Source organism: Massilia paldalensis (genome assembly GCF_044901715.1).
GTDB classification, from domain to species: domain Bacteria; phylum Pseudomonadota; class Gammaproteobacteria; order Burkholderiales; family Burkholderiaceae_D; genus Telluria; species Telluria paldalensis.
The window spans coordinates 748,464-762,490 of sequence record NZ_JBJCIU010000003.1; the positions used below are offsets into that span (position 1 = coordinate 748,464).

10 protein-coding genes are annotated in these 14,027 nt (G+C 65.9%); 8 read left to right on the forward strand and 2 right to left on the reverse strand.

Translation table 11 applies throughout. The features are described from left to right. The first annotated feature begins 1 nt into the window (after position 1). From ACI1V7_RS18100 to ACI1V7_RS18120, 5 genes are all read left to right on the forward strand, one after another. On the forward strand, positions 2-3,115 hold the full coding sequence (locus ACI1V7_RS18100; RefSeq protein WP_404533161.1) for an efflux RND transporter permease subunit: 3,114 nt from the start codon (positions 2-4) through the stop codon (positions 3,113-3,115). Between the two features lie 281 nt (positions 3,116-3,396). Then, a complete protein-coding gene (locus tag ACI1V7_RS18105; protein ID WP_404533162.1) occupies positions 3,397-4,305 on the forward strand; it encodes a hypothetical protein in 909 nt (302 codons plus the stop codon). Between the two features lie 292 nt (positions 4,306-4,597). Next, positions 4,598-6,646 (forward strand): galactose oxidase early set domain-containing protein, encoded by a 2,049-nt coding sequence (locus ACI1V7_RS18110; RefSeq protein WP_404533163.1) that lies wholly within the window; start codon positions 4,598-4,600, stop codon positions 6,644-6,646. A 21-nt stretch (positions 6,647-6,667) separates the two neighbouring features. Continuing rightward, positions 6,668-7,168, forward strand: a complete 501-nt coding sequence (locus ACI1V7_RS18115) for a hypothetical protein (protein ID WP_404533164.1) — start codon at positions 6,668-6,670, stop codon at positions 7,166-7,168. Beyond that, positions 7,155-7,751 carry an SCO family protein gene (locus tag ACI1V7_RS18120; RefSeq protein ID WP_404533165.1) on the forward strand — a complete coding sequence of 199 codons (597 nt, stop codon included), beginning with the start codon at positions 7,155-7,157 and terminating at the stop codon, positions 7,749-7,751. The genes ACI1V7_RS18115 and ACI1V7_RS18120 overlap by 14 nt, the downstream gene beginning before the upstream one ends. Before the next feature lie 83 nt (positions 7,752-7,834). Here ACI1V7_RS18120 and hemB read toward each other — a convergent pair whose 3' ends face one another. Next, on the reverse strand, positions 7,835-8,848 hold the full coding sequence (gene hemB, locus ACI1V7_RS18125; RefSeq protein ID WP_404533166.1) for a porphobilinogen synthase: 1,014 nt from the start codon (positions 8,846-8,848) through the stop codon (positions 7,835-7,837). Between the two features lie 9 nt (positions 8,849-8,857). After that, positions 8,858-9,592: a ribosome biogenesis GTP-binding protein YihA/YsxC gene (gene yihA / locus ACI1V7_RS18130; protein WP_404533167.1), complete on the reverse strand. Its 735-nt coding sequence runs from the start codon at positions 9,590-9,592 to the stop codon at positions 8,858-8,860. A gap of 321 nt (positions 9,593-9,913) precedes the next feature. Between yihA and ACI1V7_RS18135 the strand changes: the two genes are divergently transcribed. The 3 genes from ACI1V7_RS18135 (at position 9,914) to ccsB (ending at position 14,018) form a co-directional block, all read left to right on the forward strand. After that, the gene (locus tag ACI1V7_RS18135) at positions 9,914-10,603 is read left to right on the forward strand and encodes a c-type cytochrome (protein ID WP_404533168.1); all 690 of its coding nucleotides are present in this window, start codon (positions 9,914-9,916) and stop codon (positions 10,601-10,603) included. Between the two features lie 104 nt (positions 10,604-10,707). Continuing rightward, entirely contained in the window at positions 10,708-12,801 is a 2,094-nt protein-coding gene (locus ACI1V7_RS18140; protein WP_404533169.1) for a cytochrome c biogenesis protein ResB, read from the forward strand. Positions 12,802-12,827: 26 nt separating this feature from the next. Continuing rightward, a complete protein-coding gene (ccsB, locus tag ACI1V7_RS18145) occupies positions 12,828-14,018 on the forward strand; it encodes a c-type cytochrome biogenesis protein CcsB (protein ID WP_404533170.1) in 1,191 nt (396 codons plus the stop codon). The last annotated feature ends 9 nt before the right edge of the window (positions 14,019-14,027 follow it).

Below are 14,027 nucleotides of genomic sequence, written 5' to 3' on the forward strand. Positions count from 1 at the left end.
CATGAACCTGTCCGAATTGTGCATCCGCCGGCCCGTGATGGTCGTGCTGCTGTCGCTCACGCTGATCCTGGTCGGCGTGCTCGCCTATTTCCACATCCCCGTGGCGGCGCTGCCCAGCTATAACACGCCCGTCATCAACGTCAACGCCAACCTGGCCGGCGCCAGCCCCGAGACGATGGCCTCGTCGGTGGCGCTGCCGCTCGAGAAGCAGTTCTCGACGATCCCCGGCATCAACCTGATCACGTCCAGCAGCAGCCAGGGCAATACCTCGCTGACGCTGGAATTCGACACGTCGATCGACATCAACGCGGCCGCCGTCGACGTCCAGGCCGCGCTGCTCGCCGCCCAGCGCCAGCTGCCGCAGGAGATGACGGACCTGCCGTCCTACCGCAAGGTGAACCCGGCCGATGCGCCCGTGCTGTTCATGACGATGACCTCGCCGTCGATGAACCTGTCTGAGCTGAACGACTACGCCGAGAACCTCGTGTCGCCCGCGATCTCGACGCTGCCGGGCGTGGCCCAGGTGCAGGTCAACGGCGGCAAGAAGTTCGCCGTGCGCGTGCGCGCCAAGACCGACCTCATGAACGCGCGCAACCTGACGATGGACGAACTGGCCAGCGCGCTGCGCGCCGCCAACTCGAACGCGCCGCTGGGCATCCTGGACGGCCCGCAGCAGACCCTGACCATCCAGGGCCCGCCGCAGATGCAACGCGCCGCCGACTTCGCCGACCTGATCGTCGCCACCCGCGAAGGCCAGCCGGTGCGCCTGAAGGACGTCGCCGACGTCGAGGACAGCTACCAGTCGGTCAAGGCCTTCGGCGCCTACAACGGCGAGCGCTCGATCGTGCTGCTGGTGCAGCGCCAGCCGGACGCGAACACGGTCGCCGTGGTCGACCACGTGAAGAACCTGCTGCCGCGCTTCCAGTCGCAGCTGCCGGCCTCGATCAAGATCAACCTCGTCAACGACCGCTCGATCTCGATCCGCGAGGCGCTGCACGACGTCAACCTGACGCTGGGCCTGACCGTGGTGCTGGTGGTGCTGGTGATCTTCCTGTTCCTGCACCGCCTGTCGGCCACGATGATCCCGGCCATCACCATGCCGATCTCGCTGCTGGGCGCGCTGTCGCTGCTGTACTGGATGGGCTACAGCCTGGACAACGTGTCGCTGCTGGGCATCACGCTGGCCGTCGGCCTCGTCGTCGACGATGCCATCGTGGTGCTGGAAAACATCGTGCGCCACATCGAGATGGGCAAGAAGCCCATGCGCGCCGCGCTCGAGGGCTCGCGCGAGATGGGCTTCACGATCATCTCGATCTCCGTGTCGCTGGTCGCCGTGTTCATCCCGATCTTCTTCATGCCGGGCGTGATCGGCCTGCTGTTCCACGAATTCGCCGTGATCGTCGGCCTGGCCGTGCTGGTGTCGGCCGTCGTGTCGCTGACGCTGGTGCCGATGCTGTCCTCGCGCTTGCTGTCCGCGCACGGTCATGACGTGCACGAAGAGAAGAGCTTCATCGGCCGCCACTTCGAGGCCGGCTTCGCCAAGGTGAGGAATGGCTACGAGAAGACGCTGGACCTGGCGCTGGCGCACCGCGCCGTGGTGCTGGCGATCGCCTTCGGCACCTTCGTCCTGACGGCCGTGCTGTACACCGACATCCCGAAGGGCTTCTTCCCGGAAGAGGATCTGGGCCAGCTGCGCGTGTCGACGGAAGCGGCCGAGGACATCTCGTCGGCGGCCATGATGGACCTGCAGGTACGCGTGGCCAAGGTGATCCAGGACGACCCGGCCGTGCAGGACGTGACCGCCTTCTCGGGCGGCGGCAACGGCGGACGCATGTTCGTCGTGCTGAAGCCGCGCGAGGAGCGCGACAAGATGCCGGCCGTGATCGAGCGCCTGAGGAAGAGCACGCGCGCGGTGGCCGGCATCGCCGTCTACATGTCGCCGGTGCAGAACCTGCAGCTGGGCGGGCGCCAGAGCAAGAGCCGCTTCCAGTACACGCTGCAGAGCGTGTCGGGCGAGCCGATCAACGGCTACGCCAACCAGTTCCTGGAACGCATGCAGGCCAATCCGCTGTTCCGCGACGTCACCAGCGATTCGCAGGAGCGCGGCCTGCAGGCCACGCTCGACATCGACCGCGACAAGGCCAACGCCATGGGCGTGCAGCTGTCCGACGTGCGCACGGCGCTGTACGCGGCGTTCGGCGAGCGCCAGGTGTCGACGATCTATTCGACGGCGGCCAGCTACTACGTGATCCTGGAGACGGCGAAGCCGGACCGCGAGTTCGAGGACGCGCTGTCGCGCCTGTCCGTGCGCAGCAGCACGGGCCGCATGGTGCAGCTGTCCAGCGTGGCGAGCGTCAAGCGTACCGTGGGCCCGATCTCCGTCAACCACCAGGGCCAGCTGCAGGCGATCACGCTGTCGTTCAACCTGGCGCCGGACGCCTCGCTGGGCCAGGCCACGGCCGCCATCGAGCAGATGGGGCAGGAGATCAAGCTGCCGTCGTCCGTCATCACCAACTACGGCGGCGACGCGGCCGTGTTCCAGAGCTCGCAATCGAGCCAGCTGGTGCTGATCATCGCGGCCGTGGGCGTCATCTACGTGCTGCTGGGCGCGCTGTACGAAAGCTTCATCCACCCGATCACGATCCTGGCCGGCCTGCCGTCGGCGGCCGTGGGCGCGCTGCTGACGCTGCGCCTGTTCAACATGGACCTGACCATCATCGCGATGATCGGCATCCTCATGCTGATCGGCATCGTCAAGAAGAACGCGATCATGATGATCGACTTCGCGCTGGACGCCCAGCGCAACGGCGGCATGACCCCGGAGCAGGCGATCCGCGAAGCCTGCATCCTGCGCTTCCGTCCGATCATGATGACGACGCTGGCCGCGCTGATGGGCGCGCTGCCGATCGCCCTCGGCCTGGGCGCCGGCGCCGAGCTGCGCCAGCCGCTGGGCCTGGCGGTGTGCGGGGGCCTCGTGTTCTCCCAGGTCATCACGCTGTACATCACGCCCGTGATCTACCTGTACCTGGACAAGTACAGCGGCAGCGGCCCGATGACGGACGAGCAGTTGGCCAAGCTCGACCGTCCGGAGCTGGACCTCGTGAAGGTGGCCTGACGCGCGGGCAGCGGATTACAGTTTGTCCATGGAGGGCGGGCCAGGTGCCCGCCTTTTTGCTATCAAACCCCGATTACCGGGTAAAATCGCCGCAGATCGCAGGAATATCGGGCGATTTGCGGATACATCCTGTAACAACAGTTAAAACGGCGAACTTGTAAGCTGTTTGCAAATGTCCAACGATGCGTGCGTACAGTTACCAAACGCGGTAGACTGCGCACGTTAACCCATCCCAGCTGTGTTCGAAAAGCGGTACTCATATCTTGCGTGACCATTCCCACATGCCACTGGACGATAGCGATGTCTGCGCACATTGCGGCCAGCCGCTGCCCGGACGGAGTGTGATCACGTACGGCCGCAAGGGACCGGACCGCACCGGCCTGATCGCCACCGTGCTGCTGCACGTGCTGCTGGTCGCGATCTGGCTGTACCAGCCGAAGGACAAGCACAGTTCCCCGCCCAAGGCCGGCGCCGAGAACGCCATCGTGTGGCTGCCGCCCGAGCCGCAGGTCAAGCCCACGCCCACGCCGAAGCCGTCGCAACAGCCGGCCAAGACGTCGAAGCCGGCGCCGTCGAAGGCGGCGAAGCCCGCGCCGGCGTCCCGGCCGAAGGTGCAGCGTCTGCCCGACACCATCACGCTGCCGGACGAAAAGCCGGTCAAGGAAGCCCCGGTCCCGACGCCGCCGAAGGAAGAAAGCAAGTCGCCGCCGCAGGAAGTCGACATGCAGGCCTATATCGAGGCGCGCAAGAAGGCGCGCGGTGCCACCCGCTCGGACGCGCCGCCGGCCGAGGAAAGCGAGGCCGCGCGCGGCACCCGCAATGCGCTGGCGAATATCGCCGGCATCAACGGCCGCGGCGGCCAGGACCCGAACGAGACGGGCGGCGTGTTCAGCGTGACCAACCAGACCTTCTCCAAGGCCGACCTGAAATTCCGCGGCTGGAACCCGAACTTCAAGCGCCGCTGGCTGACCGCCGTGACGGTGGAACGCGGCAGCGAGCCGGACATCGAGACGGCAATCGTCAAGAAAATGATCGAGCTGATCCGCAAGGAAAAGAGCGGCGACTTCGAATGGGATTCGCACCGCCTGAACCGCGTGGTGACCTTGTCGGCGCGCCCGCAGGATACGCAGGAATTGATGAACTTCCTCTACAAGGAAATGTTCCCGGAGTACAGGCCGCCGCGCGGTTGAGTGCGAGACTAGACAATAAAAAGCCCGGTCGCCATATCGACCGGGCTTTTTGTTTTGGTCATTTGCATTTGCCGTTTTCCATGATGAATGCGTATTGATTTTGCGTAGTCCACGCAGTGACGCTCCGCAAGCGGGATGGGGAGCCGCCGCCTTACCTTTGCCTGAGCGGTAGCCGAATCGGGTAAAGGCATCGTTCCCTTATCAATGGCGATGAAGGCGGGATAAGATGAAAAATACACTGCTTTTCAAACAGTTATTAACGGCGTGTGTCTTCGTTCTATGTTCTTTTTTCATGGACGGATGGACGCCCGCATTCGCGCAAGGAACCTGGATCCAGTGCGCCCAGGAAGGCCAGGACTGCACGTTCAGCGGAACGCGGCAGGTACGTTATGGCGCGAACGGCAGCTATGCGTACCAGACGGCGACCGGATCGATCGGTTGCAATAACGATGTGTTCGGCGATCCCGCGTTCGGCGTGGGCAAGGCATGCGACTACGCCGGCGACACGACGACGCCGCCGGCCGCGTCCTGGGTCCAGTGCGCGCTGGAAGACCAGGTCTGCACGTTCAGCGGAACGCGGCAGGTGCGCTATGGCGCCAATGGCCAGTACGCCTACCAGACCGCGACGGCGTCGATCGCCTGCACCAACGCCGTCTTCGGCGATCCCGCCTACGGGTTCGACAAGGTCTGCAGCTATGCCGACAGCACGACCACGCCTGCGCCGACGAGCGGGGAATGGACCAGGTGCGCCGCCGAGGACCAGACCTGCACTTTCGAAGGTACCCGGCAAGTCCGCTACGGCGCGAATGGCAGCTATGCCTACCAGAGTGCAACGAACTCGATTCAATGCAGCAATGCCGTATTCGGCGATCCGGCCTACGGCGTTGCCAAGTTCTGCGATGTCCAGGGCGCGACGACGACGACGACGCTGCCCTCCGCATTGACCGGCCTGATCCCGTTCCCCATCGTCCCGGTGGCCGCCGCCAATCTTCCGAACGGCAAGGTCGTCACCTGGGCCGCCTTCAGCCCGACCACCTTCAGCGGCGACAACGGCTTTACCGCGACCGCGCTGTTCGACCCGGCGACCCTGTCCGTGACCCAGCGCTGGGTCGCGGAAACGGGCCACGACATGTTCTGCCCTGGCACCAGCCTGCTGGCCGACGGCAGGCTGCTCGTCAACGGCGGCTCCAGCAGCCAGAAGACGAGCATCTATGATTTCGCGAACGATACGTGGGGCGCTTCCTACCCGATGCAGGTCGCCCGCGGCTACCAGGGCAATGCGACGCTCTCCAACGGCAACGTGCTCACGCTGGGCGGTTCGTGGAGCGGTCCGATCGGCGACAAGAACGGCGAGATCTGGCGCGACGGCGCGGGCTGGACGCTCATGTCCGGCATTCCCATCGCCCCCTTCATCACGCCGGACCCGGACGGTGTCTACCGCGGCGACAACCACCTGTGGCTGTTCTCCCAGGCCGGCGGACGGGTATTCCAGGCCGGTCCCGGCGTCGAGATGCACTGGATCGACACGAACGGCAGCGGCGCGGTGACGTCCGCCGGCCGGCGCGGCGACGACGTCTCGAGCATGAACGGCAATGCCGTCATGTATGACATCGGCAAGATCCTCAAGACGGGCGGTGCCCAGGCATACGAGGAGGTCGATGCGACGGCGGCGGCCTATACGATCGACATCAGCGGCGGCAGCGCCCGGGTGAAGAAGCTGTCGCCGATGCGTTACGCGCGCGCCATGCACAACAGCGTCGTCCTGCCCAATGGCCAGGTCGTCATCTTGGGCGGACAGACCTACGTCAAGATATTTTCCGACGACCGCTCGGTGCTGATGACGGAGATCTGGGACCCGCGCACCGAAGCCTTCACGCCCTTGCGGGCGCTCACGGTCCCGCGCAACTACCACAGCTTTTCGCTGCTGCTGCCCGACGGACGCGTCCTCATCGGCGGCGGCGGACTGTGCGACTTCAACTGCACGACGAACCACCTGGATGCGCAGATCCTGACGCCGCCTTACCTGCTGAACGCGAACGGCACGGCGGCCAGCCGCCCGAACATCGTCTCGGCGGCGCGCCAGGCCCGCTATGGCGGCACGATCGCGGCCACGACCAATCGCGCGGTCAGCCAGTTCGTGCTGATGCGGCTGAGCGCCGTGACGCACTCGCTCAACAACGACCAGCGCCGCGTGCCGCTCACGTTCACCACCACCGGCGCCACCAGCTATACGCTCCGGGCACCCGCGAATGCCGGCATCGCGCCGCCGGGCTACTACATGCTGTTCGCGCTGGATGCCAACGGCGTTCCCAGCGTCGCCTGGATGCTGCAGCTGCGCTGAGCTAGATGCGGCGAGCGCGCCATGTGGCCCGTCCTCCTGTGCACCGCCTTCGTCGCCGGGACGGCGGCCCCCTTTGCGGCGGCGGGGGCGGGCGCCGCCGCGCCTGCTGCCGCATCGGTTGCCGCATCGGTTGCCGCATCCGCCGCGGCAGCCCGCGGCGAGCGCCTGTTCGACGGCAGGGAGGCGCTGCGGGGGCGGCTCGCCGGCCATACGGCCAGCCTGCCATCGGGCCAGGGTGCCTGCCTGGCCTGCCACGGTCGTGCGGCGTCTTCCTCGCCACTGGAAACGCGCTCGGCACCCGCGCTCGGCTGCTCGACCCTGTCGCGCATCCGCGCGCGGCGCGGCGAGCCGCCGTTCGCCTACGACAGGAATGGTTTCTGCCGCGCCGTGCGCACGGGGATCAATCCGAACGAGGTCGTCCTGCAAAGAACGATGCCGCGTTTCGAACTCGAGCAGGCGCAGTGCGATGCGCTGTGGACCTACCTGACGACGAAGGGAGCCGGTTGCGATGACGAGCGATAGGAAGGGAAGGCGGCACGTGCTGTTCGCGGCAATGGCATGCGCGGGTGCGTGCCTGACGCCGGGCCTGGGGCCCGCTGCACGGGCGCACGGCATCGGCATCGTGAACCCGCCCGTCGGCCTGCCGCTGGACGTGCAGGTGCTGCGCAGCGACGGCGTGCGGCTGCCGCTGCGCCGCCTGCTGCTGGGCCGCACGACGGCGCTGCAGCTGATGTTCACGGGATGCAGCGAGACCTGTCCGCTGCAGGGCGCCCTGTTCGCCGGCGTCCAGGAGCAGGCCGCGCGCTCCGGCAGCCGGCTTCAATTGCTGTCGCTGAGCATCGACCCGATGGACGACGCGCGCAGCCTGTCGGCCTGGCTGCGCCGCTTCGGGGCGGGACGCAACTGGATGGCGGCGGTGCCCACGGCAGCCGATATCGACGCGCTGCGCAAGGCGCTGCAGGCCGGCGCGCCGGCGGTTCCCGCGCACTCGTCGCAGGTCTTCTTCGTCGACACGGGCGGGCGCCTCGTGTGGCGCTCGGAAGACTTGCCTCCCGTGGAGCTGGTCGTGCACATTGCCACGCGGCTCGGCAAGGCCGGCGCGTGATCGCCGCAGCGGCCGCCCAAAAAAAATGCCGTCCAGCTGTGCTGGACGGCATCGACATCGCGATGTCATGCGTGACGTGCTGATCAGGCAGCGGCCTTCAGGCGCCGCGCCACGTCCAGCGCGAAATACGTCAGCACGCCGTCGGCGCCGGCACGCTTGAACGACATCATGGTTTCCATGATGACCTTGTCCGGATCCAGCCAGCCATTCTGGAAGGCGGCCTGCAGCATCGCATATTCTCCGCTGACCTGGTAGGCGAAGGTCGGTACCTTGAACTCGTCCTTCACGCGGCGCACCACGTCCAGGTAGGGCATGCCCGGCTTGACCATGACCATGTCGGCGCCTTCGGCGATGTCCAGCGCCACTTCGCGCAGCGCCTCGTCGCTGTTGGCCGGGTCCATCTGGTAGGTGTTCTTGTCGGCCTTGCCCAGGTTGGCGCTCGAGCCCACCGCTTCGCGGAACGGACCGTAGTAGCCGGAGGCGTACTTGGCCGAGTAGGCCATGATGCGGGTGTGGATCAGTTCCTTCTCTTCCAGCGCCTGGCGGATCGCGCCGATGCGGCCGTCCATCATGTCCGACGGGGCCACGATGTCGACGCCGGCCTCGGCCTGGGCCAGGGCCTGGCGCGTCAGCATGGCGATCGTCTTTTCGTTGACGATGTAGCCGTTCTCGTCCGGCAGGCCGTCCTGGCCGTGCGTCGTGTACGGGTCCAGCGCGACGTCGGTCATCAGGCCCAGCTGCGGGAAGTGGCGCTTCAGTTCGCGCACGGCGCGCGGCACCAGGCCTTCCGGGTTGGTCGCCTCGACGCCGTCGTAGGTCTTCAGGGACGCATCGACGACGGGGAACAGCGCCAGCACGGGAATGCCCAGGCTGACGGCTTCCTCGGCCACCTTCAGCAGCAGGTCGATGGAGACGCGTTCCACGCCCGGCATCGATGCCACCTGCTGGCGCTGGTTCTGGCCGTCGAGCACGAACACCGGGTAGATCAGGTCGGAGGCGGTGACGGTGTTCTCGCGCATCAGGGCGCGCGAGAACGGGTCGCGGCGCATGCGGCGCATGCGCACGGCGGGATAGGCGTGGGGGGTGATGATCGGCATGTTCAATCCTCAGTCGTTGGCCGCGGCCGGGCTGTCGCCGTCCGGTCCGTCGGCCTGGGTGTCAGACTGCGCGGCATCGTCTCCATCGAGGCCGAGCAGTTCGATGATCTTGGCGTCCGCTTCTTCGATGCCCACCCGCTTCAGGGCCGAGAACAGCTGGACCGTGAAGGGGAAGCCGTTGCCGTCCTCGTCGACGTAGCTGTCCAGCACCTGCTGGGCCTGGCGCAGCGCATTCGTCGATTCGTTGCGGTTCAGCTTGTCGACCTTGGTCAGGATGCAGTGGATCGGCTTGCCGGTCGGGGCGAACCACTCCAGCATCTGGATGTCCAGCTCCGTGAACGGGCGGCGCGAATCCATGATCAGGACGAGGGCGGCCAGCTGGTCGCGGCGCTGGACGTAGTCGCCCAGCAGCTTTTGCCAGTGCAGCTTGGCGTCGCCCGACACTTCCGCATAGCCGTAGCCCGGCAGGTCGACCAGCAGCGCCTGGATTTCCTCGACCTTGGTCGGGTCCTTGCGGTGCATGGCCACGTGGGCGCCGCCAATCGAGAAGAAGTTGATGTGCTGCGTGCGGCCCGGCGTCTTGGAGGCGAAAGCGAGGCCCTTCTGGTTCGTCAGGATGTTGATCGCCGTCGATTTGCCCGCATTGGACCGGCCGGCGAAGGCGATTTCCGGCACCTGCGTGCGCGGCAAATCGCGCAGTTGGTTGACGGTCGTAAAGAAGCGGGCTTGCCAGAGTTTGGACATGGACGAGGGACGGTGAATGGGAAGTGAAGCGAAAAAGACAACAAAAGAAGCGGTCCGGAAAGCAAGCTATTGTACAATAGGGAGTTACCTGCCGTCGCCGAGCAATCTGGATTGCGCTCGTACGGGGGACCTCGAAAAACCGTCGCGAGCGGCGGCAATGGTGGTCGAGAAGCGCAGCTGTACGTGAGTACAGCGAGCATCGCAGACCGCCAGTGCAACGCGCAGTAGGTTTTTCGAAGGGCCCTTCTCGAAGGCCGGACATGTGGCACTGGAGCAGCACTGATACTGCGAATGAACGTCGACTTTTTCGGGGTGCGTTGAATGAATCGTGTGTTCTTACCGGCCGCGGGCGCGGCGATGACCAAATCCCTCCTGCTTGCCATCCTGGCGCTGCCGTGCGTGGGCGCGCTTGCTGCCGACGCGGCACCGGCGGCCAATCCCGTCCCCAAGGTCGATCCGGCCAAGGGCGGCTCCCTCTACGATAGCGGCGACAATGCCCGCGGCCTGCCGGCCTGCGTGTCCTGCCATGGCGCGGGCGGCAACTCGACGATCGTCGCCAATCCCAAGCTGTCCGGGCAGTCGCAAGCCTACCTGCACAAGCAGCTGGTCGACTTCACCACGCCGAACCGCCAGCAGCCCGTGATGACCATGTACGCCAAGATGCTCAGCGAGGAAGAGAAGCAGAACATCGCCGCCTGGCTCGCCACCCAGCAGCCGAAGCAGGGTGCGGCCAAGAACAAGGATACCGTCGAGCTGGGCCGCAAGATCTACCGCGGCGGCATCGCCGACCGCGGCGTGGCCGCCTGCGCCAGCTGCCACGGCGCCGCCGGCAACGGCATCCCGGCCCAGTATCCGCGCCTGGCCGGCCAGCACCAGGACTATACCCTGGCCCAATTGCAGGCATTCAAGGGTGGCGGCCGCAACAACAGCCCGCAAATGGCGACGCTGGCCAAGCGCATGTCGGACGAGGAAATGAAAGCCGTTTCCGACTACATTGCCGGATTAAAATAATTTCTCATAAGAATTGTAATCACGGGGCAGCGGCGCAAGCAGGCTGCCCTTTTTGTTGGTATGCTCCCGCACGTTGTTTCTGATGCGAACGAAGGTAGGGGCCGATGAGTACCACGGGAATTGAACTGAAAACACGCCGCAACGGTCTTGCCGAGGCGGTCGAGCTGGTATCGTCGATGCGCTTCGCGATCAGCCTCCTGATGATCATCGCGATCGCCGCCATCATCGGCACGGTCATGCAGCAGAACCAGCCGACGCCGAACTACATCAACCAGTTCGGTCCGTTCTGGTTCGAGATCTTCGACAAGCTGGGCCTGTACACCGTGTACTCGACCTGGTGGTTCCTGCTGAGCCTGGCGATCCTGATCGTCTCGACCTCGCTGTGCATCGCCCGCAATGCGCCCAAGATGCTGCGCGACATGCGCAGCTGGCGCGAGAGCGTGCGCGAGGAATCGCTGCGCAACTTCCACCACCGCAGCGAATGGACGGCGGACATGGGCGCCGTGCCGCTCGCCACCCAGACCGCGCAGCGCCTGGAAAACGCCGGCTACAAGGTGAAACTGGTCGACAAGACGGGCGGCGTGCTGGTCGCGGCCAAGAAGGGCGCCGGCAACAAGTTCGGCTACATCTTCGCGCACACGGCCATCATCGTGATCCTGCTGGGCGGCCTGCTCGATTCCGACCTGACCATCCGCTTCCAGCAATGGTTCATGGGCAAGACCCCCCTCATGGGCGCCTTCCCCGAAAACATCCCCGCGAAGAACCGCCTGGGCGTGGGCAATCCCTCGTTCCGCGGCAACACGATGATCCCGGAAGGGCAGAGCAGCGCCACCGCCATCCTGGCGCAGAATGACGGCGTGTTCGTGCAGGAACTGCCGTTCACGATCCACCTGAAGAAATTCATCATCGATTTCTACTCGACCGGCATGCCCAAGCTGTTCGCCAGCGAGGTGACGATCCGCGACCACGAGACGGGCAAGACCTTCGACGGCACCATCAAGGTCAACCAGCCGCTGATCTACCGCGGCGTGGCCCTGTACCAGTCCAGCTTCGAGGATGGCGGCAGCAAGCTCAAGCTGACCGGCTGGCCGATGACGGGCAACGTCGACCGCTCGTTCCCGGTGGCGGGCGAAGTGGGCGGCGCCAGCGAATACAAGCACGGCAAGGATGTCTACGCGATCGAATGGAGCGGCTTCCGCCCGTTCAACGTGGAGAACGTCAAGGCCGGCGAGGACGTCAACGCGGTCAAGAAAGGCAAATCCCTCAACGAGGAACTGTCCGCGACCCTGTCCCAGCATTCCGGTTCGGCGGCCAAGAACGCCAACAACAAGGACCTCAAGAACGTCGGCCCCAGCGTGCAGTACAAGCTGCGCGACAAGAGCGGCCAGGCGCGCGAATTCCTGAACTACATGCAGCCGGTGGAGCTCGAAGGCGCCCAGGTCTACCTGGCCGGCGTGCGCACCGACCCGTCGGCGCCGTTCAGCTTCCTGCGCATTCCCGCCGACGACAAGCATGGCGTGGGCGAATGGATGCGCCTGCGCGCGGCGCTGGCCGATCCGGCCCTGCGCGAGCAAGCGGCGCGCCGCTACGCCGAACGCGCGCTGCCGCCGGGCCAGCAGGATGCCGCCCTGGCCGCCCAGCTGCGCGAATCGAGCGCGAAGACGCTGGCGATCTTTGCCGGCAGCGGCGACAATGGCGGCTACGTCGCCGTGTCGCGCTTCCTGGAGCGGATCCCGCAGGCGGAGCAGGAAAAGGCCGCGAATGTGTTCATGAAGATGCTCAACGGCGCCATGTGGGAGCTGTGGCAGGCCGCGCGCGCGCAAGCGGGCGAGCCGGCCGCCGAGCCGACCGAAGCCCATGGCCGCTTCCTGCAACTGGCCACCAATGCGCTGTCGGACAGCTTCTTCTACGGCGCCCCGGTCTACCTGGCGCTGGACGATTTCACGGAAGTGAAGGCGTCGGTGCTGCAGGCCACGCGTTCGCCGGGCAAGAAGGTGGTCTACCTGGGCTGCGTGCTGCTGGTACTGGGTATCTTTGCCATGTTCTACATCCGCGAGCGCCGCATCTGGGTGTGGGTGAAGAACGAACCTGAAGGGAAGGGCGCCCATGCGCTGATGGCCATGAGCACCCAGCGCAAGACGCTCGATTTCGAGCGCGAGTTCGACGAGTTGAAAACCAAGCTGCCGCAATCGGCCTGAGCTGCCGGCCACGCAAGGAGAACACGATGGATATTTCGCAAGTATCGCAAGCGCAAGGAAACGCGCAAACGCAGGCCGACCAGGTCCGCTACACCCGCCCGCCCGGCTTCTTCAAGCGCCTGACGGTCGTCGACTGGCTCTACGGCGCCGCGCTGATGGCCGCGGCGCTGTTCGCGTTCAACCGCTACGGCGCCCACATGGACGTCTACGAGGAGGCGATCCTGCTGCTGGCCGCGCCCACCTTCGCCGTACTGGGTTGGACCTGGAAGCCCGTGCGCTGGCTGATCCCGCTGATCGCGGCGCTGTCGCTGTGGGGCATCTCGCTGTACGGCGGCTCGCTCGATGCGGCGAACCAGAAATTCTTCCTCAAGTACGCGCTGTCGAGCCAGTCCGCGATCCTGTGGATGAGCGCGCTGTTCGTGTTCTCCACGGTGTTCTACTGGATCGGCCTGGCCGCCCGCTCGCCGTTCGGCGGCAGCGTCGGCTCCAAGCTGTGCTGGGCCGCCGTGGTGCTGGGCTTCACGGGCATGATGGTGCGCTGGTACGAGTCCTACCTGGTCGGCCCCGACGTCGGCCACATCCCCGTTTCGAACCTGTACGAAGTGTTCATCCTGTTCTCGATGATCACGGCGCTGTTCTACCTGTACTACGAGCAGCGCTACGCCACCCGCCAGCTGGGCCCCTTCGTGCTGCTGGTGATCTCGGCCGCCGTCGGCTTCCTGCTGTGGTACACGGTGGCGCGCGACGCCGCCGAGATCCAGCCGCTGGTGCCGGCGCTGCAGAGCTGGTGGATGAAGATCCACGTGCCCGCCAACTTCATCGGCTACGGCACCTTCGCGCTGGCCGCCATGGTCGGTTCCGCCTACCTGCTGAAGTCGCACGGCTACCTGGTCGACCGCCTGCCGTCGCTCGAAGTGCTGGACGACGTGATGTACAAGGCCATCTCCGTCGGTTTCGCCTTCTTCACCGTGGCCACCATCCTGGGCGCGCTGTGGGCGGCCGAGGCCTGGGGCGGCTACTGGTCCTGGGACCCGAAGGAAACCTGGGCGCTGATCGTCTGGCTGAACTACGCGGCCTGGCTGCACATGCGCCTGATGTCCGGCCTGCGCGGGCGCGCGGCGGCCTGGTGGGCGCTGGTGGGCCTGCTGGTCACGACCTTCGCCTTCCTGGGCGTGAACATGTTCCTGTCCGGCCTGCATTCCTACGGCAAGCTGTAAGCCGACCAA